General features: G+C 54.7%; 26 protein-coding genes. 22 read left to right on the top strand and 4 right to left on the bottom strand.

Going from position 1 to position 24,178, the window contains the following annotated elements:
- The first annotated feature begins 34 nt into the window (after positions 1-34).
- Positions 35-1,072: a histone deacetylase family protein gene (locus K355_RS0113080; protein ID WP_022732599.1), complete on the top strand. Its 1,038-nt coding sequence runs from the start codon at positions 35-37 to the stop codon at positions 1,070-1,072.
- A 91-nt stretch (positions 1,073-1,163) separates the two neighbouring features.
- Here the strand turns inward: K355_RS0113080 and K355_RS0113075 are convergent, their stop codons facing one another.
- Positions 1,164-2,075, bottom strand: a complete 912-nt coding sequence (locus K355_RS0113075; RefSeq protein ID WP_022732598.1) for a LysR family transcriptional regulator — start codon at positions 2,073-2,075, stop codon at positions 1,164-1,166.
- A gap of 296 nt (positions 2,076-2,371) precedes the next feature.
- On the opposite strand from K355_RS0113075, the gene K355_RS0113070 reads away from it, so the two are divergent.
- Positions 2,372-3,568 carry a urate hydroxylase PuuD gene (locus K355_RS0113070; protein ID WP_022732597.1) on the top strand — a complete coding sequence of 399 codons (1,197 nt, stop codon included), beginning with the start codon at positions 2,372-2,374 and terminating at the stop codon, positions 3,566-3,568.
- A 96-nt stretch (positions 3,569-3,664) separates the two neighbouring features.
- On the opposite strand, the gene K355_RS0113065 is transcribed toward K355_RS0113070, so the two are convergent.
- Positions 3,665-4,648, bottom strand: coding sequence for an MBL fold metallo-hydrolase (locus K355_RS0113065; RefSeq protein WP_022732596.1), 984 nt, complete (start codon positions 4,646-4,648; stop codon positions 3,665-3,667).
- A gap of 99 nt (positions 4,649-4,747) precedes the next feature.
- Between K355_RS0113065 and K355_RS23970 the strand changes: the two genes are divergently transcribed.
- From K355_RS23970 to K355_RS0112975, 18 genes are all read left to right on the top strand, one after another.
- Positions 4,748-5,701 (top strand): LysR family transcriptional regulator, encoded by a 954-nt coding sequence (locus K355_RS23970; protein WP_033368876.1) that lies wholly within the window; start codon positions 4,748-4,750, stop codon positions 5,699-5,701.
- A gap of 355 nt (positions 5,702-6,056) precedes the next feature.
- The gene (urtA, locus tag K355_RS0113055) at positions 6,057-7,331 is read left to right on the top strand and encodes an urea ABC transporter substrate-binding protein (protein WP_022732594.1); all 1,275 of its coding nucleotides are present in this window, start codon (positions 6,057-6,059) and stop codon (positions 7,329-7,331) included.
- A 127-nt stretch (positions 7,332-7,458) separates the two neighbouring features.
- Positions 7,459-9,162, top strand: coding sequence for an urea ABC transporter permease subunit UrtB (urtB, locus tag K355_RS0113050; protein ID WP_022732593.1), 1,704 nt, complete (start codon positions 7,459-7,461; stop codon positions 9,160-9,162).
- Between the two features lie 3 nt (positions 9,163-9,165).
- Positions 9,166-10,338 carry an urea ABC transporter permease subunit UrtC gene (gene urtC / locus K355_RS0113045; RefSeq protein WP_022732592.1) on the top strand — a complete coding sequence of 391 codons (1,173 nt, stop codon included), beginning with the start codon at positions 9,166-9,168 and terminating at the stop codon, positions 10,336-10,338.
- On the top strand, positions 10,335-11,123 hold the full coding sequence (gene urtD, locus K355_RS0113040) for an urea ABC transporter ATP-binding protein UrtD (protein WP_022732591.1): 789 nt from the start codon (positions 10,335-10,337) through the stop codon (positions 11,121-11,123). Before urtC ends, urtD begins: the two co-directional genes overlap by 4 nt.
- A 15-nt stretch (positions 11,124-11,138) precedes the next feature.
- A complete protein-coding gene (gene urtE, locus K355_RS0113035; RefSeq protein WP_022732590.1) occupies positions 11,139-11,834 on the top strand; it encodes an urea ABC transporter ATP-binding subunit UrtE in 696 nt (231 codons plus the stop codon).
- 176 nt (positions 11,835-12,010) lie between these two features.
- A complete protein-coding gene (locus K355_RS0113030; protein ID WP_022732589.1) occupies positions 12,011-12,943 on the top strand; it encodes an urease accessory protein UreD in 933 nt (310 codons plus the stop codon).
- A gap of 27 nt (positions 12,944-12,970) precedes the next feature.
- Positions 12,971-13,273: an urease subunit gamma gene (locus tag K355_RS0113025; RefSeq protein ID WP_022732588.1), complete on the top strand. Its 303-nt coding sequence runs from the start codon at positions 12,971-12,973 to the stop codon at positions 13,271-13,273.
- A 14-nt stretch (positions 13,274-13,287) separates the two neighbouring features.
- Positions 13,288-13,593 carry an urease subunit beta gene (locus K355_RS0113020; RefSeq protein WP_028791580.1) on the top strand — a complete coding sequence of 102 codons (306 nt, stop codon included), beginning with the start codon at positions 13,288-13,290 and terminating at the stop codon, positions 13,591-13,593.
- Between the two features lie 15 nt (positions 13,594-13,608).
- Positions 13,609-15,321, top strand: a complete 1,713-nt coding sequence (gene ureC, locus K355_RS0113015) for an urease subunit alpha (RefSeq protein WP_022732586.1) — start codon at positions 13,609-13,611, stop codon at positions 15,319-15,321.
- A 17-nt stretch (positions 15,322-15,338) separates the two neighbouring features.
- On the top strand, positions 15,339-15,881 hold the full coding sequence (locus tag K355_RS0113010; RefSeq protein ID WP_022732585.1) for an urease accessory protein UreE: 543 nt from the start codon (positions 15,339-15,341) through the stop codon (positions 15,879-15,881).
- The gene (locus K355_RS0113005; protein ID WP_022732584.1) at positions 15,868-16,578 is read left to right on the top strand and encodes an urease accessory protein UreF; all 711 of its coding nucleotides are present in this window, start codon (positions 15,868-15,870) and stop codon (positions 16,576-16,578) included. The genes K355_RS0113010 and K355_RS0113005 overlap by 14 nt, the downstream gene beginning before the upstream one ends.
- On the top strand, positions 16,575-17,195 hold the full coding sequence (ureG, locus tag K355_RS0113000; protein WP_022732583.1) for an urease accessory protein UreG: 621 nt from the start codon (positions 16,575-16,577) through the stop codon (positions 17,193-17,195). The genes K355_RS0113005 and ureG overlap by 4 nt, the downstream gene beginning before the upstream one ends.
- Positions 17,196-17,360: 165 nt before the next feature.
- Entirely contained in the window at positions 17,361-17,807 is a 447-nt protein-coding gene (locus K355_RS0112995) for an SRPBCC family protein (RefSeq protein ID WP_022732582.1), read from the top strand.
- The gene (locus K355_RS0112990; protein WP_022732581.1) at positions 17,794-18,153 is read left to right on the top strand and encodes an ArsR/SmtB family transcription factor; all 360 of its coding nucleotides are present in this window, start codon (positions 17,794-17,796) and stop codon (positions 18,151-18,153) included. Before K355_RS0112995 ends, K355_RS0112990 begins: the two co-directional genes overlap by 14 nt.
- Positions 18,154-18,349: 196 nt before the next feature.
- Positions 18,350-18,898: a biotin transporter BioY gene (locus K355_RS0112985; protein ID WP_022732580.1), complete on the top strand. Its 549-nt coding sequence runs from the start codon at positions 18,350-18,352 to the stop codon at positions 18,896-18,898.
- A 98-nt stretch (positions 18,899-18,996) separates the two neighbouring features.
- The gene (locus K355_RS0112980; RefSeq protein WP_022732579.1) at positions 18,997-19,671 is read left to right on the top strand and encodes an energy-coupling factor ABC transporter ATP-binding protein; all 675 of its coding nucleotides are present in this window, start codon (positions 18,997-18,999) and stop codon (positions 19,669-19,671) included.
- Positions 19,668-20,282, top strand: a complete 615-nt coding sequence (locus K355_RS0112975) for an energy-coupling factor transporter transmembrane component T family protein (RefSeq protein WP_022732578.1) — start codon at positions 19,668-19,670, stop codon at positions 20,280-20,282. Before K355_RS0112980 ends, K355_RS0112975 begins: the two co-directional genes overlap by 4 nt.
- A 99-nt stretch (positions 20,283-20,381) precedes the next feature.
- Here K355_RS0112975 and fghA read toward each other — a convergent pair whose 3' ends face one another.
- The gene (gene fghA / locus K355_RS0112970) at positions 20,382-21,239 is read right to left on the bottom strand and encodes an S-formylglutathione hydrolase (RefSeq protein WP_022732577.1); all 858 of its coding nucleotides are present in this window, start codon (positions 21,237-21,239) and stop codon (positions 20,382-20,384) included.
- Positions 21,240-21,326: 87 nt separating this feature from the next.
- Entirely contained in the window at positions 21,327-22,451 is a 1,125-nt protein-coding gene (locus tag K355_RS0112965; protein WP_022732576.1) for an S-(hydroxymethyl)glutathione dehydrogenase/class III alcohol dehydrogenase, read from the bottom strand.
- Positions 22,452-22,571: 120 nt separating this feature from the next.
- On the opposite strand from K355_RS0112965, the gene K355_RS0112960 reads away from it, so the two are divergent.
- Together K355_RS0112960 and K355_RS0112955 are read left to right on the top strand one after the other, a co-directional pair.
- Entirely contained in the window at positions 22,572-23,447 is an 876-nt protein-coding gene (locus K355_RS0112960) for a LysR substrate-binding domain-containing protein (RefSeq protein ID WP_022732575.1), read from the top strand.
- 465 nt (positions 23,448-23,912) lie between these two features.
- On the top strand, positions 23,913-24,178 hold a 266-nt coding region (locus tag K355_RS0112955; protein WP_022732574.1), incomplete at its 3' end, for a transposase.

Genomic DNA, 24,178 nt, shown 5'->3' with positions numbered 1-24,178 from the left:
TCTTTCCTTGCCCTTCTCACAGGAGAACTGTGCCGTGCGTGTTTTCTTTAATGCCCGCCACGATGCCCATGACGGTGCTGGCGAAATGCACCACGGGCGCATGGTGCCCTGTTTTGAAAATGCCCGGCGCATTCCGATTATCCGTGATGCGGTCGCACATGCGGTACAGGCGCAACTTGTTGATCCGGCTGATCACGGCATGGATCCGATCCGCGCCATCCACGATGCCGATTACCTTGATTTCATCGAAAACGCCTGGGGCGCATGGGCCAAGGCGGGTAACAAGGGCGATGCGTTCCCCTATGTCTGGCCCAGTGCTGGGTTTTCTGGCGGTAAACCCGAACATATCAGCGCGCGTCTGGGCCAGTTTGCCATTTCATCAGATACACCGATCACGCAAGGCACGTGGAAAGCGGCCTATTGGGGGGCGCAGACTGTTACGTCTGCTGCCGATGCGACGTGGCATGATGGCGAGGCATCCTTTGCCCTCACCCGTCCGCCCGGGCATCATGCCCATGCCAACCGTTATGGCGGGTATTGTTTTTTGAATAATTGCGCCATTGCGGCCCAGAGGATGATTTCCAAGGGCGCGAAAAAGGTCGCGATCCTTGATATTGATTACCATCACGGCAATGGCGCGCAGGATATTTTCTATCAACGTGGCGATGTTCTGACCATCTCACTCCATGCCGACCCGACCCATCAGTTCCCGTTCTTCATGGGCTATGCCAATGAAACCGGTCGCAATGACGGGCAGGGGGCGAACCTGAACATCCCACTTCCCGGTGGTAGTGATTTTGGTGCATGGGGGCAGGGCTATGCCAAGGCCATGCAAAAGCTTGTGACATGGCAACCCGATGCGCTGGTGATTGCACTGGGTGTTGATGCCCACGAAGCGGAACCGATTTGTGATTTCAAACTCCAGACCGATGATTTTAAACGCATCGGTCAAATGATCGGGCGCTTGGGTCTTAAAACCGTGTTTGCCATGGAAGGCGGCTACGCCCATGACGTGATTGGGCATAATGTGGCGGCGGTTCTCAGTGGATATCTGAATGAGGCCAAACGCTGATCACGTGATTAGATGTGGCTTGAAATGAAAATGCCCCGTGCTTCGTGCCGGGGCATTTTCATTTTGGATGGGCAGGGGTAGGCCAACGTGTTCAGCGGTCCCACGGCGGCGTGCCGCCAAATTCACCGACCAGAAAATCGACAAAGGCGCGCACGCGTGTCGGCAGATAGCGGTTTTCCGGATACAGCGCATAGACCGCATGTGATGGCGGTTGATAGTCGGGCAGAACCACCTTCAGGCGGCCATCGCGGATGTGGGCGCCGACTTCCCAGTGTGATTTAAGCGCAATGCCGTGCCCGTCCAGACACCAGCGGGTCAGGACTTCGCCGTTATCGGAATCCATTGAGCCCGAAACCGCCAAGGTGGCCGCGCCTTCGTCATTCGGGCCGACCAGCGTCCATTGATATTGTTGCGATCCGGGGAAGCGCAGCAACAGGCAATTGTGATGCAAAAGGTCACCGGGCATATTTGGCGCGCCATGCTTTTCAAGATAATCCGGGCTTGCCACCAGCATGCGTTTGTTGGCCGCCAGTTTGCGAACGATGAGCGAGCTTTCCTTAAGCTCGGCAATGCGAATGGCAAGATCAACCTTGTCTTGCAACAAATCCAAAAGCCGGTCCGACAGATGCAGGCGGATTTGCACATCCGGGTTTTGTTCAACGAATTTTGGAATGATCGGCACGACATATTTGTTGCCAAATGCAATCGGGCAGGTCAGCGTTACCGGGCCGCGTGTGGTGTTTTTCTGATTGGCGATGGCATTTTCGGCTTCCTGCATTTCCGATAAAATGCGCAGGCAGTGCCGGTAATAGACATCGCCTTCGGTGGTCAGATTAACCCGGCGCGTTGTGCGGTTGAGCAAGCGAACGCCAAGGCGTTCTTCAAGGCGTGCAATCCGGTTGGACACGACGGCTGCTGAATGACGCAATTCGCGCCCGGCGGCAGAAAGGTTACCAAGTTCGGCAACGCGGACAAAAATCTGGATGTCCTCAAAGTCGGACATGGTGCGGGATGCTCCTGATCTGGTCGTGGCTTTTGGCGTTTAGTGTTGTTGTTTGTTCAATTTGGTGGCGCCCACTGTGCCATTTTAAAGAATAGTTTGAAAGTCATTTCGATTATGCTCGGGGCGTTAATAATAGAGGAGCTCTGACGCCTATGGTAGGACTGAATAAGAGAGTGATTGGAATGATTCTTGGTCTGCGTGGGGATAAGCGGCGCCGGTATCATTCCCAAAAGAGGGGCAGCCCAAGCATGACGTGATCGTCATCTGCCTTGGGCGAGACGGAGGTTTCTAACGCCGTGGATATTCTGTTTCAGGACTGGATCAATTTGATCCTGCGCTGGGCGCATCTGATTACGGGCATCGCCTGGATCGGATCTTCGTTTTATTTTGTCTGGCTGGACTTGAGTTTGCGCAAGCGGCCAGACATGGATGAGGGTGTCTACGGCGAAGCATGGATGGTGCATGGCGGCGGGTTTTATCACGTCAATAAATGGATGGTTGCGCCCAAATCCATGCCAGCCGACCTGCATTGGTTCAAGTATGAGGCTTACTTTACCTGGCTGACCGGTTTTGCACTTTTGGTGACGATGTATTACTGGAGTGCCGAAAGCTATTTGATCGACCCAAGTGTTCTGGCGCTGACCAAGATGGATGCGATCCTGATTGGGCTGGGCAGCCTGTTTGCCGGGTGGGTGATTTATGACATCCTGTGCAAAAGTACGATTGGCAAAAGTACGGGTAAGCTTGCGGTCGCCCTGTTTATCCTGATCATGGTGGCGGCTTATTTCTTTACCCATGTGTTTAGTGGGCGTGGGGCCTTTATCCATGTTGGGGCAATGATTGGTACGATCATGGCCGCCAATGTGTTTCGCATCATCATCCCCAATCAGAAAAAGGTCGTTGCCAGCCTGATGGCCGGGGAAAAGCCTGATCCGGCATTGGGGCTACAGGCCAAGCAACGCTCAACCCATAATAACTATCTGACCCTGCCGGTGTTGCTGATGATGATCAGCAACCATTATTCGATGCTGTTTTCGCACGATCAGTCATGGTTGATCGTTGGGTTGATCCTGATTATTGGCGGGCTAGTGCGGCACTTCTTTAACACGCGCAATGCGGGCGGGACGGGTAAGGCAATTGTCTGGCAGCTTCCGGCAGCCGGTGTGGGCATGGCGGTTTTGGCGATGTTTGCATCCTATGACCCTAATGCGGTCAAGCTTGCGGATGAAGACATCATCACGGCTGATCATGCGTTGGCGATTGTTCAAACACGCTGTGCGAGCTGTCATTCGCAAAACCCGCGTGACGAAGGGTTCGATGAAGCCCCGGCGGGCGTGATGTTTGATGATCTGGCCCAGATCGAAGCCAATGCCCAGCGTGTGCTGGCACAGGCCGTGATTGGCCGGGCCATGCCGCTTGGCAATATCACGGAAATGTCCGACGAAGAACGTGCCCAGCTTGGCCAGTGGATACGTGCGGGCATGCCGGAATAATCACCAATCTTGGTTGATGACGCAAAAGGGCGGTCGCGTGATGCGGCCGCCCTTTTGCGTTGACGTGCCGGGCAAAGACCCGGCGGGGATGGGGGATCAGACGTCGCTGCGATAATTCATCGGAACCCAGTCATACATCGTGGCATCTTCGCGGACATGGCCGATGCCCGGGAATGCGATGTGACAGCCAGCAACCAGATATTTTTCCGCGACCGCCTCGGCAAAGGCAGCTTCGCGGGTTTCAATCGCCTGATTGGGATCAACGTCAAAGGCGATTGAAACGCCCGGTTCGTCGAACTGAAGGATGTCGCCATGGGTGATGTCGCCCCAATAGACAAACTTTTCGCCCTTGCTTTCAAACCACAGCGCGCTGTGGCCCGGCGTGTGGCCGGGGCGATGGGTCGTGTTGACCAAGCCCGGAAGGGCTGGCGCATCGGCGTCATAGGTTTTGAGCGTGCTGCTGTCGACATAGGGTTTGGTGGCCGAGACCGCCTGATCAAAGAATGCCTTGGCTTCATCGGGGGCTGCGTCGCGGATGGCCGGATCAAGCCAGTAATCCGCATCAAGTTTCGGCACATGGACCGTGGCATTGGCAAAGACCTTTTTGCCATTGAGTGTCAGCCCGCCGGTATGGTCGGTGTGGATGTGGGTGATGACGACATCATCAATCTGATCGGGGTGATAGCCCGATGCGATGATGTTGGCCGGCAGTTTGCCAAGGGCAGGGCCCATCAAGTCACTGGTGCCCGCATCAAGCAGCACCAGCCGATCCCCGAAATTCAGCAAGTACGCGTTGACCGATACATGTGTCGGCGTGCCCTGAAACGCATTTGCAAGGGCGGTACGGGCATGTTCGGGCGTGGTGTTAAGATAAAGATCGGCCAATGGGAAATGGCCGGTACCATCCGACAGGGCGGTGATTTCGACGTCCCCGACCATCAGGCGGTAATACCCCGGTGCCTGTGTACCGGCCAAAGGGGCCTTGGCATCCGCACGCAGGGGGACAAATACGGTGCTGCCAACTGCACCGATGGCGGCGGCGGCCAATGACCCTTTGAGCATGTCGCGACGTGATAACATGGATCTTTTCCTCCTAAAGATGCCGGGCAAACCGGCGGGTTGTAAGTTTATGGGCAAAATGTATAGTCCATTTCATCAGTAATCAAATCGATGCGGGTCATGGATAATATTGATCATTTCAATTTACGGTCATTCGATCTCAACCTCATGGTTGCGTTTGACGCAATGATGCAAGAGCTTAGCGTGACCAAATCCGCCGAAAAATTGCGGATTGGGCAATCGGCCATGAGTCACAATTTATCAACACTGCGCGTGTTGTTGCAGGACGATCTGTTTGTGCGGGTCGGGCAGAAAATGCAACCAACCGCCAAGGCGCGTGCATTGGCCGGGCCCGTCCGGACCGCCTTGTCACAGGCGCAAAATGCGCTTCAGGCAACGGACCGGTTCGATCCGGCAACGGCGGAACGCGTTTTTCGGTTGGGGGTGACCGGCGAAATGGAAATGATCCTGCTTCCGGTGTTGTTGCGTCATTTGCAGATACACGCACCGGGAACCAAGCTGTTAAGCCGCACGATCACCACCGACAGGGTTGATACGATGATCAATAATGGCGAGATCGATTTGGCAATCGGATGTAAAAGCCCGTTGCAATCAGGCTATTTCGGCGAGGTACTCTTTAAGTCCGAAGTGGCGTGCTGCTTTAACCCCAATCTCCTTAAGTTGAGCCGCCCTTTGTCGCGTGAGGATTATCTGGCGTCACGCCACGCGGTGTTGTCGCAGACGGGTAACGTTGCGGGATGTGTCGGCGATGCGTTGCAGGGGTTGGGGATCAATTTGAACGTCGTCATGGCGGCCCCTGATTTCATGCCGCTTTTGGCTGCGGCGCGCAATGCACCGATTATCGCAACGGTTCCGTGCCGTATTGCCACCCAGTATGCCCCGTTATTTGGGTTGAGCTTTTGCCAGATGCCAATTGAAGTCGCATTTCCACCGGTGACGATGAACTGGGCGGTCTGGACCGACAAGGACGTCGGGCTGGTTTGGTTGCGCGATCAAATCCGAAATGTAATTGCGTCAATCGCCCCTGAAGATCACCTTCTGGCAGCGGAATGATTTTGACGTTGAACGGATAACGCCCTGCGGGCGAACCCGCAGGGCGGGAAGCCGCCAATGGCAAGGCGGGATTGTGGTGCAATAACCGCAAGCGGTGGCGAAACTTCCGCCCTTGAAATAGGGGCTGGTGGCAGGTGCGTCAATGTGATTAAAAAATAATCAAATTTTAATCTATGATTGAAAAATGGTCAGATAAAATGTGGTCCACGCAAATATTTTCCGAAACTGCGATGTAAAATAGTTGGATATTGCGTGGGAATCCCTCGATTCTTGATTTTATTCCATAAGAGGGTGATTCTGGCACGGTTTTAGCTAGTACCACTGTGGTGCAATAAACTCGCAGTGGAGGCTATAAATGAATAAGAAGCTTCAAGCGCTCATGGGCGCTGGGGCCTTGGCATTGTCTGTTATGACCATGTCAGCCGCACAAGCAGCAGATACCATTAAGGTAGGTGTGCTGCATTCTCTTTCGGGGACGATGGCGATTTCTGAAACCACATTGAAGGACACTGTCCTGATGCTGGTCGATGATCTGAACAAAAATGGTGGTTTGCTTGGTAAGCAGGTCGAAGCTGTGGTCGTTGACCCGGCATCCGACTGGCCACTTTTCGCCGAGAAAGCCCGCGAACTCATCGAAAAAGATAAAGTCGATGTTGTTTTTGGCTGCTGGACCTCGGTTTCGCGTAAATCGGTTCTGCCGGTGTTTGAAGAGCTGAACAGCATGCTGTTCTATCCGGTTCAGTACGAAGGCGAAGAAAGCTCGCGCAACGTATTTTATACCGGTGCCGCGCCGAACCAGCAGGCCATTCCGGCTGTTGATTACCTGATGAGCGAAGACGGCGGTTCTGCAGAACGTATTGTTCTGCTTGGTACCGATTACGTTTATCCGCGTACCACCAACAAAATCCTGCGGTCTTACCTGAACGGTAAGGGTATCTCTGATGAAGACATCATGGAGAACTACACCCCGTTCGGTCATTCCGACTGGCAGTCGATTGTTGCGGATGTAAAAGCATTCGCGTCAGCCGGTAAGAAAACCGCCGTGGTTTCGACCATTAACGGTGATGCGAACGTTCCGTTCTACAAGGAACTCGCCAACCAGGGCATCAAAGCCGAAGACATTCCGGTTGTTGCGTTCTCTGTCGGTGAAGAAGAGCTTGCTGGTATCGATACCAAGCCGCTTGTTGGTCACCTTGCTGCCTGGAACTACTTCCAGTCGGTTGAGTCTGATGCCAATACGGCCTTTATCGAAAAATGGCATGCCTTCATTGGTGATGACGCACGTGTCACCAACGATCCGATGGAAGCAACCTACATCGGCTTTAACATGTGGAAACAGGCTGTTGAGCAGGCTGGCACCACCGATGTTGATGCCGTGCGTCAGGCCATGTATGGCCAGGAAGTTGCAAACCTGACTGGTGGTATGGCTGTCATGAACACCAACCATCACCTGTCCAAGCCGGTTTTGATCGGCGAAGTTCAGGACGATGGCCAGTTTGACACCGTTTGGGAAACCGAAGGTACGGTCGTTGGCGATGCATGGTCGGACTTCCTGCCAGAAAGCGCAAAACTGACCGCCGACTGGACCTATCCTTGGGTCTGCGGCAACTGTGAAAAACCGATGTACTAATCGGTGCTGGGCGGGCCGGTCGTGGGAACGCGACCGGCCTGTTCGCTGTCAGGCAGGCCAGGGTGCCGCCATCGTCTGATCTATTATTTTCCCCATTTTCCATATTGAATACAAAGGTTTGGTGATCATGCGCAATGACATGTTTTCAGTGCTGCGCCGTTCCCCGTTTTCCATCATGCAGATGCGCCGGTTTACTGCCCGGATTTGTGGTGTGGTTGCCTGTTTGATGATGCTTTCTGTGGTTTTCCCCAATGTTGCGCAGGCCTTTAGCGACGAGGAACTGCGCAATATTGCCGAACAACTCAATGACAAAAGTTCGACCAAACAGGTTGCCATCATCGAAGAAATGGCCGCAGACGGCGATCCGCGCGTCGCGCCAATCCTTAAGGCAATGCTCGAAGGTGACCTTTATGTCCGTGACAGCGACGAACATGTCGTGATCGCGACCAAAAAGGGCAAGGTCTATACCCATATCGACATCATCAGTGGTGAAGAAGCCGGGGAAAGTTCATCCAAGGAACTTGATAAAATCAAGGTCAACAACCGGCTGCGCGGGGCGCTTCGCGATGCGCTGGCAACCCTGAACCTGTTTAGTCCCGACCATGCCGTGCGAACCGCTGCCGTAGAGCAGATCATGGATGCCCGTAATCCGGCGATGTTGCCGTTGCTTTTACGCGCGATTGAGCGCGAAGACGATGAAACGCTTCTGGCGCGGATGAATTTGGCGCGCGCGACCATGGCCTTGGCCGCGGGTGAAAATGCCGAGGAACGGTTGGCTGCCATCGACGTTCTGGCCAGTGAAACCACCCCGCAAATTCGCGCGGTTCTGTCGCAATTTGTTGCCAGTGCCGAGGCCGAGGGGATTGAACCCGAAGTCGTGACTGCCGCGCAGGATGCATTGGACGATGTCGAAGGCCGTCTTTCAAACTGGCAAACACTTGGCGATGTTTATCGCGGGATCAGTTTGGGCTCTGTTTTGTTGCTGGCCGCCGTCGGGCTTGCCATCACCTTTGGCGTGATGGGGGTCATTAACATGGCCCACGGCGAAATGATCATGATCGGCGCCTATACCACCTTTGTCGTGCAGCAGATTTTAAGTTCGGTTCTGCCGTCTGGCTCGCCGTGGTCTTTGATCATTGCCGTGCCTGCCGCGTTTTTGGTGGCCGGTATGATCGGCGTTGTGATTGAACGCTGCGTTATTCGTTTCTTGTACGGTCGGCCACTTGAAACCCTTCTCGCGACATGGGGTGTCAGTCTGGTGTTGCAGCAAGCCACCAGAACGATTTTCGGTGCCACCAACCAACAGGTGACAGCGCCCGATTTCATGAGTGGCGCGATTGAATTTTCGACCGGTCTGGTCCTGACCTATAACCGGCTGTGGATCATTCTGTTCAGCCTGATTGTGGTTGCCGGGATTGCCTGCGTTCTGCGCTATACCGCCTTTGGCCTTCAAATGCGCGCCGTCACCCAGAACCGCCGCATGGCCGGGTCGGTTGGCATACGTACGGGCTATGTCGATGCGTTGACCTTTGGGTTGGGATCGGGGATCGCCGGGATTGCCGGGGTGGCGCTGAGCCAGATTTCAAACGTCAGTCCGAACCTTGGTCAGACCTATATCATCGACAGTTTCATGGTGGTTGTGTTTGGCGGTGTCGGAAATCTTTGGGGCACGGTTCTGGGCGCGTTCAGCCTTGGCATCGTCAATAAGTTCCTTGAACCATTTGCCGGTGCGGTATTGGCCAAAATCTTTGTGCTGATTGCGCTGATCCTGTTCATCCAGAAACGACCCAAGGGGCTCTTTGCCCTTAAGGGCCGCGCGGTGGAGGCCTGATACATGACCGATTACAGTCAAAAATATCAAATGACGCCGGTCGTGGGCTGGTTGCTTAAGGATCGCGGGGGCATGATTTTGCTTACGATCCTGATTGCCGCAGCCATTCTGGTGCCGATTGGAAACCTGTTGGTGCCTGAAACTTCGTCCTTCCACGTGCCGACATGGATGCTGAGCCTTTTGGGCAAATATCTGTGCTATGCGCTGTTGGCACTTAGCGTGGATCTGATATGGGGCTTCTGCGGGATTTTGTCGTTGGGTCATGGGGCATTCTTTGCGCTGGGCGGCTATGCCATGGGCATGTACCTGATGCGCCAGATCGGTGATCGCGGGGTTTATGGCAACCCGGAATTGCCCGATTTCATGGTGTTCCTGAACTGGACCGAATTGCCGTGGTACTGGTACGGCTTTGACATGTTCTGGTTTGCCATTGTCATGGCGATGTTTGTGCCGGGACTGCTGGCCTTTGTGTTTGGGTTCCTGGCGTTCAGATCACGCGTGACCGGCGTGTATCTTTCGATCATTACGCAGGCCATGACCTATGCACTGTTGCTGGCGTTTTTCCGCAACGATATGGGGTTTGGCGGCAATAACGGCCTGACCGATTTTAAGGATTTGCTGGGCTATTCATTGCAATCGGATGGCACAAGGGCCGGGTTGTTTGTCGCGTCCTGTGTGTTTCTTGGCATTTGTTACATCGTGGCGCGCGGCATTACCCAGTCACGCCTTGGCAAAGTTTTAATCGCAATTCGTGATGCCGAAAGCCGGGTGCGGTTTACGGGCTACCGGGTTGAATATTACAAGCTGTTTGTCTTTACCATTTCGGCGGTGATGGCCGGAATTGCCGGTGCGCTTTATGTGCCGCAGGTCGGGATCATCAATCCGGGCGAATTTGCCCCGGCCCTTTCGATTGAAATCGTCATCTGGGTCGCGGTTGGCGGGCGTGGCACGCTTTATGGGGCGGTGCTTGGCGCGTTTATCGTCAACTATGCCAAGACCTTCTTTACCGGGGTAATGCCGGACTTCTGGCTGTTCTTCCTTGGCGGGTTGTTTATTGCGGTGACCTTGCTTCTGCCCAAAGGGGTGATTGGCGCGGTTCCGGCATTCGGGGCGCCTGACAGGCAATCAATCCTATCGTCAATGCGAAAACGCCTGAGTGCAGGAGGCAAAGCATGAGCGAAGCCATGGATATCAAACCAGACGCGCAGGTTAAAAGTGCCCGTGCTGAAACCATTCTCTATGTCGATGGGGTGTCGGTGACCTTTGATGGTTTCCGTGCGCTCAATAATCTGTCGTTTTATGTCGAACCGGGCGAGCTTCGCGCCATCATTGGCCCGAACGGGGCGGGTAAAACCACGATGATGGATATCATCACCGGTAAAACCCGGCCTGATACCGGGGACGTTTTGTTTAAAAGCGAAACCGACCTGACCAAACTGGATGAAGCCGACATCGCCAATCTTGGCATCGGGCGCAAGTTCCAGAAACCGACCGTATTTGAAAGCCATACGGTGTTTGACAACCTCCTGCTTGCCTGTTCGGGCGGGCGTGGGGTGTTTAAGGCCCTGTTCCATCGTCTTTCGAGTGCCGAAAAGATCAAGATCGAGAAAACGCTGATCACCATCATGCTTGATGAAAAGCGCGATGAGTTGGCCGCCAACCTGTCGCATGGGCAGAAACAGTGGCTGGAGATCGGGATGCTGTTGATGCAGGAACCTGAACTTCTTTTGGTCGATGAGCCGGTTGCCGGTATGACCGATTCTGAAACCGAAGAAACCGCCAAGCTTTTGCGCACAATCGCCAAGGAATATTCAGTGGTGGTGGTCGAGCACGACATGGAATTTGTCCGTGACCTTGATTGCAAGGTAACCGTGCTGCATGAAGGATCGGTGCTGGCCGAAGGCCGTCTTGATCACGTGCAAAAAGACCCGCGGGTCATTGAAGTTTATCTGGGACGCTAGGGGAAAGACTTAATCATGCTCGATGTTAGCAATATTGATCTGTTCTATGGTGCGTCCCATGCCCTGCGCAAAGTGTCGCTGAGTGCAAGCACGGGCAAAGTCACCGCCGTGCTTGGTCGTAATGGGGTGGGTAAAACATCCCTGATGCGCGCGGTCGTTGGTCAGCATCCGATTGCGGATGGCAACATCAAATGGGAAGGCAAGGATATCTCGCGCGATCCATCATGGCGGCGTTCAGTCAATGGTATCGCTATTGTCCCGCAGGGACGTGAGATTTTCCCGCTTTTGACCGTGAAGGAAAACCTTGAAACCGGGTTTGCCGCCTTGCCGCGTGCCATGCGTCATATCCCCGATGAGATTTTCGAACTGTTCCCGGTTCTGCGTGACATGCTGGGGCGTCGCGGTGGCGATCTTTCGGGTGGGCAGCAACAGCAGCTTGCGATTGGGCGTGCCCTTGTCACCCGACCCAGATTGCTTGTGCTGGATGAACCGACCGAAGGCATTCAGCCATCGATCATCAAGGATATCCAGCGCGTGATCAAACAGCTCGCGGATCGTGGCGATATGGCAATCCTTCTGGTCGAACAGTATTTTGAATTTGCCCATGAACTGGCCGATGAGATTGTCGTTCTGGAACGTGGCGAGGTGGTTTTATCCGGATCAAAGGACACGCTGGATCGTGAAAAAGTCCGGGCTTATCTGACTGTTTGATCAGCATTTGCCGAAAATTTGCGCAGGTTTGGGGTGATTTGCGCGCTTAAACGGGGCCGGAAATCCGTCGGTTGCGATGGATTGTCTGGTTGGCCCGCATCTTGCTGTTATGGCCGATGGAATTGCCGGAAAACGGTATCAGGTTCACGTAAAGAACCAAATCATCAGGTGGCCTTGTGCAACTTCGCAAACTCGAAACCCCGATCTCCGCCCCTCAAAACGCGGATACTGAACTGACCGCAGAGAACGCGCGCATCAAAACCGATGGCCGCGCCGAGGTGACGTTCCGAACGGGAACCGGCCCGACCCATCAGGGCGGGCATGCGGCACTTGATCATCTGTATTACCGCGATCCGATGAAAATCCTGTTCCCGCGCCCTGTGGCAGGGGATCTGACCACGGCTGTTTTGGTCGCCACATCGGGTGGCATGGTCGGTGGCGATAAGCTGGCGTTTGAAGGTCGCGTTTCGGACGGTGCGTCTGCGTTGTTTACCGCCCAGGCAGCGGAAAAGATTTACCGGTCTGCTGGGCTTGATTGTGAGATGTCGGTTGATCTGGGCGTTGGCGATGGTGGCTGGCTGGAATGGTTGCCCCATGAAACCATCCTGTTTGATCAGGCGCGCTTGCGGCGCAAAACAACCGTGGCTGCAACCGGCAGCGGCATGGTCATGGCCGGGGAAATGATGGTGTTTGGCCGTCTTGCACGCGGCGAAGTATTTACCACGGGACTTGCCCGCGATGCATGGGATGTGTCGATTGACGGGCGCCCGATCTGGCGTGATGCGCTGCATCTTGAGGGCGATGTGTTGCGGATGCTCAATCACGCGGCGGCCTTTGATGGCGCACGTGCTGCGGCGACGGCCATTTTGGTTGGTCACGGTGCCGAGGATCAGTTGGATGATGCGCGGGTGTGTTTAACACAGGCGTGTGACGGTCTGGATGACGCGGCCGTTTTGTGTGCGGCAACCGCGATGAAGGGAATTGTGATTGTGCGCTTTATGGCGCGTGATCCGATGAAATTGCGCCGGGTTTACGGCGCATGGTGGAAACAGTTCCGCCATAAAACACGGGGGCTTCCCGAACGCTTGCCGCGTTTGTGGGAGATTTAAAATGGTGGATCCAAGGAGGAAGCAGGCATGAATTTGACGCCACGCGAAAAGGACAAACTGCTGATTTCGGTTGCCGCCATGGTGGCGCGCAATCGCCTTGCACGCGGTGTAAAACTTAACCATCCCGAAGCCATCGCAATCATCACTGATTACGTTGTCGAGGGTGCCCGTGATGGTCGATCGGTTGCCGATTTGATGCGCGACGGGGCCACCGTGATCAAACGCGATCAGGTGATGGATGGCATTGCCGAAATGATCCACGACATTCAGGTCGAAGCAACGTTCCCCGATGGAACCAAGCTTGTCACCGTTCACGAACCGATCCGTTAAGGGGGCTTATGATTATGATTCCAGGTGAAATCATTACCAAAGAAGGCAACCTGATTTTAAATGAGGGTCGTGAAACCAAAACCATCACGGTGTCCAATACCGGCGACCGTCCGGTGCAGGTTGGTTCGCACTATCATTTTTATGAAACCAATCCGGGGCTTGATTTTGACCGTGATGCGGCGCGCGGCTTCCGCCTTGATATTCCTGCGGGCAGTGCAGTGCGGTTCGAACCGGGCCAATCGCGCGAGGTCAATCTGGTCAAATACGCTGGGACCGGCACGGTTTACGGTTTTAACGCCAAAATCAACGGCAAGCTTTAAGCGGGGGAACGAGAAATGGCATACGAAATTGATCGTCCGTCCTATGCGGCAATGTTCGGTCCGACCGTGGGCGACAAGGTCCGGCTGGCCGATACTGATTTGATCATTGAAGTCGAAAAGGACTTCACGACACTGGGCGAAGAAGTCAAATTTGGTGGTGGCAAAGTCATCCGTGATGGCATGGGCCAGTCACAGGTTACGCGCGCCGATGGTGCGGTTGATACCGTGATCACCAATGCGCTGATCCTTGATTATACCGGCATCATCAAGGCCGATATCGGCCTTCGGGATGGCCGTATTGCCGCCGTTGGTAAGGCCGGTAATCCTGATATCCAGCCCGGTGTTGATATCATCATTGGTCCGGGCACCGAAATTATCGCCGGTGAAGGCAACATCATTACCGCAGGTGGCATTGATGCGCATATCCACTGGATTTGTCCGCAACAGGTTGAAGATGCCCTTTATTCCGGTGTGACCAGCATGTTGGGCGGTGGTACAGGCCCGGCGGCGGGGACCAATGCGACCACCTGCACACCCGGTCCGTGGCACATTGCCCGGATGCTTCAGGCCGCAGACGGCATTCCGATGAATATCGGGTTCTTTGGCAAGGGCAATGCGACCCTGCCGGGATCGCTGATTGAGCAGGTCAAGGCCGGTGCCTGCGGGCTTAAGCTGCATGAAGACTGGGGCACGACGCCCGCATCAATTGATAACTGCCTGTCGGTTGCTGATGACCTTGATGTGCAGGTGATGATCCATACCGATACGCTTAATGAAAGCGGCTTTGTCGAACATACCCGTGCGGCGTTTAAGGGACGGACCATTCATACCTTCCACACCGAAGGGGCCGGGGGCGGCCACGCGCCCGACATCATCAAGCTGTGTGGGGAGGCCAACGTTATTCCAAGTTCGACCAATCCGACCCGTCCGTTTACGGTCAATACGATTGACGAACATCTCGATATGTTGATGGTTTGCCATCACCTTGATCCGAAAATCCCCGAAGACGTCGCCTTCGCCGAAAGCCGCATTCGTCGTGAAACGATTGCCGCCGAAGATATCCTGCATGACCTTGGCGCGTTTTCGATCATTTCATCGGACAGTCAGGCCATGGGCCGTGTCGGTGAAGTCATCACCCGCACATGGCAGACAGCAGACAAGATGAAAAAGCAGCGCGGTGCACTGCCCGAGGATGCCGGGGCGGGCAATGATAATTTCCGGGCCAAACGATATGTCGCGAAATACACCATCAACCCGGCGATTGCCCAAGGGGTCGGGTCGCATGTCGGCTCCATCGAAGTTGGCAAAATCGCCGATCTGGTGGTCTGGAAGCCGATGTTCTTTGGCACGAAGCCCGACATGGTGATCAAGGCCGGGATGATTGTGGCGGCTGCGATGGGCGATCCCAATGCCTCGATCCCGACCCCGCAGCCGGTGCATTACCGTCCGATGTTTGGCGCCTATGGTGGTGCGCTTGCACGCTCAAGCTTCTCGTTCGTGTCGCAGGCGGGCATTGATGCTGGCATTGCGGCTGAATTTGGTTTGTCGAAGGATCTTTTGGCGGTGTCAAACACACGTAATATCGGCAAAAAAGACATGAAGCTCAATGACGCCTTGCCGAAAATGGAAGTCGATCCTGAAACCTATCAGGTCAAGGCCGATGGCGAGCTTCTGACCTGTCAGCCGGTCGATACTGTGCCGATGGCGCAGCGGTATTTCCTGTTCTGATTGGGATGGATAACGTCATGCGTCATGCCATTGAACATATCCCGGTTGATCGTGCCGATACGTCAGAAGTGCGCGGTACGGTGACCCTGGTGTTTTCCGACCGCCATCGTCGGCGTATTCGCCTGCATGATGATGCGGGCGATGCGTTCCTGCTGGATCTGCCGCATGCGGTGCGGCTGGCCGATGGGGATCGTTTGCGTCTGGCTGAGGGCGGGGTGATTGTCGTGCGTGCGGCGGATGAGCCGGTCCTAACCATCACCGCAGCCGGGCCGATTGCGACGGCCAAATTGGCATGGCACATCGGCAACCGCCATACCCCGGTTCAGGTTTTGAATGATGGGCGTTTGCGGATCATTGACGATCACGTCATGCGCGACATGATCATCGGCCTTGGTGGTGTGGTGGAACATGAAATCGCGCCGTTTGATCCGCTGAATGGCGCGTATCACGGGCTTGGCGGTGCGCATGGCCACAGCCATGGCAACGATCATTTTGATCAGGATGATGACCCCAAACACGCCCATGCCCATGCCGCAGGAATCCCACATGACCACGGATAACCTGACGCTTAACCCTGCGGGTCTGATGCGCCTGATGACGTGGCTAAGCCCGTCTTTTCCGGTCGGGTCCTATACTTATTCGCATGGTGTGGAATATGCGGTTGAGGACGGTCGGGTTGGCTCGGCCGATACCCTGATCAACTGGGTTGAGGGTGTTTTGGAGTTTGGCGCCGGGCGGATTGATGCGGTGCTGTTTTGTGCCGCATGGCGGGCCGCCCTTACGGGCGATGAAGATGCCTTGTTTGGCATCGGGGTTGAGGCGGACTGTTGGCGCGGCACATCGGAAATGGCGCTTGAAGCAACCGCACAGGGGCGTGCCTTTGTCTCCACGGTATCGAAAGTCTGGGGCGATGGGGTGCTGACCCGCTGGGCTGATCAAATGCGGGGTAATGATCGCCTGCCATCCTATCCCGTTGCGGTCGGGATTGCTGCGGCGGTTGCCACGGTTCCATTGCGCGAAGCCCTGACGGCCTTTTTACATGCCATGGCGGCAAACCTTGTGTCGAGTGCAGTGCGTTTGGTGCCGCTTGGTCAGACCGATGGTGTCCGGTCCTTATCATCGCTTGATAAAGCCGTCTCAATCGCCGTGGATCATGCCATGGCAACAGATTTGGCCGATCTGGGGGCGGCAGCCCCTATGGTTGACTGGACATCGATGAAACACGAAACCCAATATACGAGGTTATTTAGATCATGAGCTCACCCCTTCGTATCGGCATTGGTGGCCCGGTTGGGTCCGGTAAAACCGCGTTGTTGGAACGGCTGTGCAAGGCCATGCGCGATGAATTTAACATCGCGGCGATCACCAACGATATTTACACCCGCGAAGACGCCGAATTCATGACCCGTTCGGGCGCATTGGATGCGGACCGCATTGCCGGGGTTGAAACCGGCGGCTGCCCGCATACCGCCATTCGCGAAGATGCCTCGATCAATCTGGCGGCAGTCGAAGACATGGCGGCCAAGCATGCCGGGCTTGAGGCGATCTTTATTGAATCGGGCGGCGATAACCTGTCCGCGACGTTTTCGCCGGAGCTTGCCGATATCACCATTTACGTCATCGACGTTTCAGCCGGTGATAAAATCCCGCGCAAGGGTGGCCCGGGCATTACACGGTCTGACTTGCTGGTGATCAACAAAACCGATCTGGCGCCATTGGTCGGGGCTGATTTGGGTGTCATGGACCGCGATGCCAAGAAAATGCGTGGGTCGCGTCCGTTCCTGTTCACCAACCTTAAGGCGATGGACGGCCTTGAAGACGTTAAGAATTTCATCATCGAGACAGGGGGGCTCCGCCAATCCGCAGCGTCCTGATATGGGGATAGATGGACGCAAATATTAAGCGGATGACGGGAGCACACATCGCCCGGCCAGCAATGGTCGGGCGTTTGTGGTTTGGGCTTAGAATAGAATGAGCAACTTTTTAGTTGCATAATAAAAAATGCTCAGGCATCTTAAATGCAACCAGGAGGTTGCGTTATGTCAAATACGATTGAAAAGTCTATCGAGATTAAGGCCCCACGTGCCCGTGTGTGGCGCGCATTAACCAGTCATACCGAATTTGGCACGTGGTTTGGTCTTGCGATTGATGCCCCGTTTGAGGTTGGCAAGGTTTCAACCGGCAAAATCACGATTGAGGGTTTCACCCATGTGCCGTGGCATTCCACCATCAAGGCGATGGAGGAACCAGCCTATTTCGCCTATACATGGCATCCCTATGCCGTGGACCCGGATGTTGATTACAGTGGGGAGCCCGAAACACTGGTCGAATTCTGGCTCGAAGAAGGCGATGGTCAGACATCGGTTCGGGTGCGCGAAACCGGATTTGACAATCTACCCGCCCATCGGGTTGCCGAAGCATTGCGCGCCAACACACATGGTTGGGCATCCCAGTTGGAAAACATCAAAAAACATGTCGAAAACTGAAAATAATCAAGCGAATGGCAAAAATGACGGTGATTTTTCCGTCATTTTTGCCGCTCTGGGTGATTCCACCCGGTTAGCACTCTTTGATCGTCTGTCGGATGGCAAGCCGCGATCAATTTCGGTGCTGTCTGATGATGCCGACATGACCCGGCAGGCCGTGACCAAGCATCTGCGCGTGCTCGAAGCCGCCGGGCTGGTGCAAAATCATCGGATGGGCCGCGAAAGCCACTATGCCTTTTGCCCTGATCAACTCAAACAGGCGCGCGCCTATCTTGATCATGTGGCCGGGCGTTGGGATTCTGCACTGATGCGGCTTAAAACCTTTGTCGAAGGCGATGACGGCTAACGTTTTGAAATCGCGCATCTATTGCGGGATGAGCCAAGGCATTTGTCCGAAAGAAGCGTCATTTTGCTTGGCGGGAAGGAAAATTGCGGGTATCCCATTGCCCGTTGAGCCGGTCGGGCGGACCGGTTAACGAAAGGTCGTTTTGCGCAAGGGGTTGATTGCAAGGCGGTCTTATAACGGGAATGGGAACCGTTACATGAATACCAAGGATATTGTTTATATCGCCCTGTTTGCGGCTTTGACCGCAGTTCTGGGGCTGTTTCCGCCACTTACCCTTCCGGTGACCGGCGTTCCGGTAACTGCACAGTCGCTTGGCCCGATGTTGGCGGGGGCCATTTTGGGTGCCCGGCGCGGTGGCCTGTCGATTGTGCTGTTTCTTGTGCTGGTCGCGGTGGGTTTGCCGTTGCTGTCTGGTGGACGCGGTGGTTTTGGCGTGATGATCGGGGTGACCGGTGGCTTCATCTTTGGCTGGGCCATTTCGGCCTTTGTCATTGGCCTTCTGATCGAACACTTCTGGAATGACCTTACGGTGATCAAAGCGACCCTTGCCATCGGGTTTGGCGGGATTGTTGTGCTGTATGCCATCGGCAATGCGTGGGTGGCGGTTGCCGCCGACATCAGCTATTGGCAGGCAACTGTCGGGGCGGCACCGTTCCTGATTGGCGATGCGATCAAGGTGGCGATTGCGGTTGCGGCGTGCCTTGCTGTACGGCGGTCCTATCCCTTGATTTCCAAGGCGCGCTAACGTCTTATGGGTGCCACGCATGGAACGCCATGTGCGACGATGCCTGGCACCCTTTATGCGCATCCTTCCATGCCCTTAAAACCCACGGATACCCCCTTATGATCCGTTTTGAAAATGTCTCTGTGCAGTTTGACCAGCGACGTGTGCTTCACGATATTTCGCTGACCCTGACTGAAAAACGGATTGCGGTTGTCGGGGCAAATGGCTCGGGCAAAAGCACCTTTGTGCGCTTGCTCAATGGGCTGCAAACCGCGACCAGCGGTACGGTGACGGTCGATGATTTCAATCCGGCCAAGGACGGGCGCAAGCTGCGCCGTCATGTCGGATTTGTCTTTCAAAATCCAGATAATCAGATTGTCTATCCGGTGGTTGAAGAAGACCTCGCCTTTGGTCTCAAGGCGTTAAAATTGCCTAAGGACGAAGTTCATCGCCGCATTGATGAAATCCTTGCGCGCTATGACCTGACAGATTTCAAAACCCATCCAAGCCACCTTTTGAGCGGCGGGCAAAAGCAGCTTCTGGCGATTTCCGGGGTGCTGGTGATGAACCCGCGATACGTCATTTTTGACGAGCCGACCACCTTGCTTGATCTGCGCAACCGCAATCGGGTCGAACGCGCCATCGCAAAGCTTGATCAAACCGTGATTACGGTGTCGCATGATCTTGATCTGATTGCTGATTATGACCGGGTGCTGGTGTTTGATCAGGGCAAGATCGCCCTTGATGATACGCCCGCCAACGCCTTGCCAAAATACCGCGAGATGATGGCATGATCGCCGGGCTTTATATCGACGGGACATCGCCGCTGCACCGCGCAGGCGCCGGGATCAAGATATTGGCGATGATTGCCCTTGGTACCGGTGTTTTTCTGATCCCTGATTGGCCGGTGGTGACAGTTATCCTTACAACGGTACTGGTGTTCTACCCGCTGTGTGGATTTGGCCCGTCTGTCATCTGGGCGCAGGTGAAGCCGATCTTCTGGCTGCTTTTGATCTTTTTTGCCGTGCAGCTTTGGCTCAATGACTGGCAGGCCGGATTGCTTGTCATTGCGCGCGTTGCTGCAATTGTATTGTTCGCGTCCCTTGTGACACTAACCACCAAAACATCCGCCATGCTGGCATCACTGGAGCGCGCCATGGGGCCGTTGCGTCCGCTTGGCGTTAATCCGGAAAAGGTCAGCCTGGCGATTTCGATGGTGCTGCGTTTTATCCCGGTGATCGCCACCGTGGCATCGGAAATCCGCGACGCCCAACGGGCACGGGGCCTAGATAAATCCATCCTTGCCATGGTCGTGCCCCTGCTCATCCGAACCCTTAAAATGGCCGATGATGTGGCCGATGCGATTGAAGCGCGCAGCTTTGATCCTGATGAAACGGCATCTTGATCGCGCCGCAAAAGAAAGCCCCCGGCACACCAAGTTTTGGGCGAGATGGCGTGCCGGGGAACCGCATTGCTGCGGATCTCGTGAAATCAATCCGCTTTGTTAGCTAAGCCCAAGGTGCTTGGCGTGGAAGCGGATGTGATCTTCGATGAAGCTTGAGATGAAGTAATAGCTATGATCATAGCCATCCTGCATACGCACCGTCAGCGGGTAGCTTGAGGATTTGGCCGCTGCTTCAAGCACTTCGGGTTTAAGCTGCTCGGCCAAAAAGCCGTCGGCATCGCCCTGATCGACAAGGGCCGGTGTTTGCGCATCCGGCGCTGTTGCCGATTTCATCAGTTCCGAACTGTCCCATGCTTTCCAAACTGATTTATCGTCGCCCAGATAATTGCCCAGCGCCTTTTGGCCCCACGGGCAATTGATCGGATTGCAGATCGGGGAAAAGGCCGTGACCGATTTGAATGTGCCGGGATTACGAAGCGCAATCATCAATGCCCCGTGACCGCCCATCGAATGACCCGAAATCACCGCATCGTCACTGACCGGGAAGTGATCCTTGATCAGGCTTGGCAGTTCCTTCGTGACATAGTCATACATGCGGTAATTACGTGCCCAGGGTTCCTGCGTCGCATTGACGTAGAACCCGGCACCCTTACCAAAATCATAGGCCTCGTTCTCGTCATCGGGCACATGATCGCCGCGTGGGCTGGTGTCGGGTGCGACAATCGCAATGCCCAGTTCGGCCGCAAGACGAAACGCACCGGCCTTTTGCATGAAGTTTTCGTCGGTGCATGTCAGACCCGATAGCCAGTACATCACCGGGACCTTGGTGCCATTGCCTGCCTGTGGCGGCAGGAAAATGGCAAAGCGCATGTCACAGCCCAGAACATTGGACGGGTGGGTGTACTGCTTTTGCCAGCCGCCATAGACCTTGTTGCTTGACGCGTTCTCAATACCCATTTCGGGCTCCTCTGATCTTTTTGATTGTCGGCCAATGCCGGGGTTAAATCCGGCATTGGCGTGATAATTCAAAACGTTTTGGTTTGATCAGTAATGGATTACCGAACGGATGCTTTTGCCTTCATGCATCAAATCGAATGCTTCGTTGATCTCTTCAAGTTTCATGGTGTGGGTGATGAAGTCCGACAGTTTGAACTCACCGGCAAGATAGCGTTCAACATAATCAGGAAGCTGCGAACGGCCCTTGACCCCACCAAAGGCGGTGCCGCGCCAGACGCGCCCGGTCACAAGCTGGAACGGTCGGGTCGAGATTTCCTGACCAGCCCCGGCAACGCCGATAATCACCGACTCACCCCAGCCCTTGTGGCAGCACTCAAGGGCGGAGCGCATGACATTGACATTGCCGATGCACTCAAAGCTCCATTCAACGCCGCCATCGGTCATCTCGACAATGACCTCCTGAATCGGTTTGTCGAATTTCTGCGGGTTGATGCAATCGGTCGCACCCAGCTGCTTGGCAAGCTCGAACTTTGACTCGTTAATATCAATGGCAACAATGCGACCCGCACCGGCCATCTGCGCGCCAATGATCGCCGAAAGACCGATGCCGCCAAGGCCAAAGACGGCAACGGAATCGCCCTTTTGTACTTTGGCGGCATTGGTTGTGGCCCCCATGCCAGTGGTCACACCGCACCCCAGCAAGCAAACTTCTTCAAGCGGGGCGGTTTTATTGATTTTCGCCAATGAGATTTCCGGCAGAACCGAATATTCCGAGAAGGTCGAGCAGCCCATATAATGGAAGATCGGCTTGCCATTCTGGGAAAAACGCGTGGTGCCATCAGGCATCAGGCCCTTGCCCTGCGTTGCGCGGATTTTCTGACACAGGTTGGTTTTGCCCGATTTGCAGAATTTGCACTCGCCACATTCGGGGGTATAGAGCGGAATGACGTGATCGCCCACGGCCACACTGGTCACACCTTCACCGACGGACTCAACAATGCCGCCGCCTTCATGGCCAAGGATGGCGGGGAAAATCCCCTCGGGATCGTCACCCGACAGGGTAAAGGCATCGGTGTGGCACACACCGGTCGCAACGATCTTGATGCGCACTTCGCCGGCCTTGGGCGGGGCAACCTGAACCTCTTCAATCGACAGCGGTTTGCCTGCTTCCCAGGCAATTGCGGCTTTGCAGGTAATGGTTTCGGCGCTCATGATCGTACTCCGGCTTTTATGTAAGGATGCGACCAGTATATTTATTCCGTCAAAAATGATAATCCTGTGATTTGGTAATTTACTTTTACCAATACGTAATAATGACGAAGGATTATGGCGATGAATGCGTGGGACGGGATCAGCGAATTTATCGCCGTGTCCGAGCGCCAAAGCTTTACTGCGGCGGCCAGGCAGCTTGGCATTTCCGTCGCACAGGTCAGCCGACAGGTCACGGCGTTGGAGGAAAAGCTTGGCGTGCAATTGTTTTACCGCACCACGCGCAAGGTCAGCGCGACCGAGGCCGGGGTGATCTATTATCAGCATTGCCGACAATTGCTCGATGGGTTGGGAGACGCCGAACGCGCGATTGGCAATTTGACCGAGGTGCCGCGCGGCAAACTTAAAATCACCGCCCCGACCACCTACGGCGAAACCGTGATTGCGCCATTGGTCAATGACTTCGTTGCGCGCTATCCCGATCTTGAAGTGCACTGTCGTTTCACCAATCAGAAACTTGATCTGGTGCTCGAAGGTTTTGATATGGCCATCCGTTTGGGTCGACTGGATGGTGCGATGGGCGGCTTGATGCATCAGCAGCTTTCAACCCGGCGGCTTTATGCCTGTGCCGCGCCAAAATACATCGCCAAACGCGGTGAGCCCTATTCGCTATCGGAACTATCCCACCATAACTGCCTTGTCGGAACGCTTGATTACTGGCGGTTTGAAGAAGACGGGCGCGAACGCACCGTGCGCATTCATGGCTCCATCCATGCCAATAGTGGGCAGGCGCTGCTTGATGCTGCCCGTAAAGGTATGGGGATCGTGCAACTGCCCGACTATTACGTCGATCCTTGGGTCGCGAGTGGTGATCTTGTCCCGGTTCTGACCAAATACCAGCCGTCTGACGAAGGCATCTGGGCACTTTACCCCACCAATCGGCATTTATCCCCAAAAATCCGCATGCTGGTGGAGCATTTAGGAAGGTATTTGGGGTGACCGGGCTTCTAGATTGAGGTGAGGCTGCTCTTGTAGTGTTGTTGTACGGTGTGGTCTGCCAAGAGCTTGAATAGCTCAATTAATGAGTTTCTTATCGCATTGTCGCTAACAGAGTTTACTTTTCTAGAGATTCTTCGTGCGATGACCTTGCAAAACTGAGTGAACACGAAAAAGAGTTTGTGGCCACATAGATTGCTTAATGAACATCCGGAGGGGGCAACAGACTTCTCTCGTTTAACGCATCTAAATTTAGCGCGGACTCTTTTGCTAACCTCTTTTCTATCGAAGTAAAGCAAGCCTGATTTCGACTTCTCTAGTGCATCAGGGAGATTCTGCTTAAGAAAAAGTGGAGCGGTTTTGCCATTATAGCACATATCCAAAGCTACAACTTTATCGCCGATTTTTGAAAACCTAGGGTTAGAACTCATTAACCTTTAACAGATTCAATGATCTGGAACGCAATATATGGAGTTCCGTAACATGAAGGGTCAATTCTGGCTTTCCGACGAGCAATGGGCGCTGATTAAGCCGCATCTGCCATACCGTGCGGCGGGTCGGCGGCGCGAAGATGATCGGCGCATCATCAGCGGGATCATTCACGTGCTTCAATCTGGCTGTCGTTGGCAAGATTGCCCTGCCGATTACGGTCCATCCACCACGGTCTACAATCGTTATAACCGCTGGTCGCAAAAAGGCATCTGGCAATATCTGTTTGCTGCGTTGACGGCCAT

Origin of the sequence: Thalassospira lucentensis MCCC 1A00383 = DSM 14000, assembly GCF_000421265.1 — a bacterium.
In the GTDB taxonomy this organism is placed as follows: domain Bacteria; phylum Pseudomonadota; class Alphaproteobacteria; order Rhodospirillales; family Thalassospiraceae; genus Thalassospira; species Thalassospira lucentensis.
Note: the sequence above shows the minus strand (reverse complement) of the source record. Positions and strands in the feature narration are given on the sequence as shown.

Bases quoted from the DNA above. Each gene is read 5' to 3' on its own strand.
- K355_RS0113075 (WP_022732598.1), bottom strand. From the start codon at position 2,075: ATGTCCGACTTTGAGGACATCCAGATTTTTGTCCGCGTTGCCGAACTT.
- K355_RS0113065 (WP_022732596.1), bottom strand. From the start codon at position 4,648: ATGTTATCACGTCGCGACATGCTCAAAGGGTCATTGGCCGCCGCCGCC.
- K355_RS23970 (WP_033368876.1), top strand. From the start codon at position 4,748: ATGGATAATATTGATCATTTCAATTTACGGTCATTCGATCTCAACCTC.
- urtA (WP_022732594.1), top strand. From the start codon at position 6,057: ATGAATAAGAAGCTTCAAGCGCTCATGGGCGCTGGGGCCTTGGCATTG.
- urtB (WP_022732593.1), top strand. From the start codon at position 7,459: ATGCGCAATGACATGTTTTCAGTGCTGCGCCGTTCCCCGTTTTCCATC.
- urtC (WP_022732592.1), top strand. From the start codon at position 9,166: ATGACCGATTACAGTCAAAAATATCAAATGACGCCGGTCGTGGGCTGG.
- urtD (WP_022732591.1), top strand. From the start codon at position 10,335: ATGAGCGAAGCCATGGATATCAAACCAGACGCGCAGGTTAAAAGTGCC.
- urtE (WP_022732590.1), top strand. From the start codon at position 11,139: ATGCTCGATGTTAGCAATATTGATCTGTTCTATGGTGCGTCCCATGCC.
- K355_RS0113025 (WP_022732588.1), top strand. From the start codon at position 12,971: ATGAATTTGACGCCACGCGAAAAGGACAAACTGCTGATTTCGGTTGCC.
- K355_RS0113020 (WP_028791580.1), top strand. From the start codon at position 13,288: ATGATTCCAGGTGAAATCATTACCAAAGAAGGCAACCTGATTTTAAAT.
- ureC (WP_022732586.1), top strand. From the start codon at position 13,609: ATGGCATACGAAATTGATCGTCCGTCCTATGCGGCAATGTTCGGTCCG.
- K355_RS0113010 (WP_022732585.1), top strand. From the start codon at position 15,339: ATGCGTCATGCCATTGAACATATCCCGGTTGATCGTGCCGATACGTCA.
- K355_RS0113005 (WP_022732584.1), top strand. From the start codon at position 15,868: ATGACCACGGATAACCTGACGCTTAACCCTGCGGGTCTGATGCGCCTG.
- ureG (WP_022732583.1), top strand. From the start codon at position 16,575: ATGAGCTCACCCCTTCGTATCGGCATTGGTGGCCCGGTTGGGTCCGGT.
- K355_RS0112995 (WP_022732582.1), top strand. From the start codon at position 17,361: ATGTCAAATACGATTGAAAAGTCTATCGAGATTAAGGCCCCACGTGCC.
- K355_RS0112990 (WP_022732581.1), top strand. From the start codon at position 17,794: ATGTCGAAAACTGAAAATAATCAAGCGAATGGCAAAAATGACGGTGAT.
- K355_RS0112985 (WP_022732580.1), top strand. From the start codon at position 18,350: ATGAATACCAAGGATATTGTTTATATCGCCCTGTTTGCGGCTTTGACC.
- K355_RS0112980 (WP_022732579.1), top strand. From the start codon at position 18,997: ATGATCCGTTTTGAAAATGTCTCTGTGCAGTTTGACCAGCGACGTGTG.
- K355_RS0112975 (WP_022732578.1), top strand. From the start codon at position 19,668: ATGATCGCCGGGCTTTATATCGACGGGACATCGCCGCTGCACCGCGCA.
- fghA (WP_022732577.1), bottom strand. From the start codon at position 21,239: ATGGGTATTGAGAACGCGTCAAGCAACAAGGTCTATGGCGGCTGGCAA.
- K355_RS0112965 (WP_022732576.1), bottom strand. From the start codon at position 22,451: ATGAGCGCCGAAACCATTACCTGCAAAGCCGCAATTGCCTGGGAAGCA.
- K355_RS0112960 (WP_022732575.1), top strand. From the start codon at position 22,572: ATGAATGCGTGGGACGGGATCAGCGAATTTATCGCCGTGTCCGAGCGC.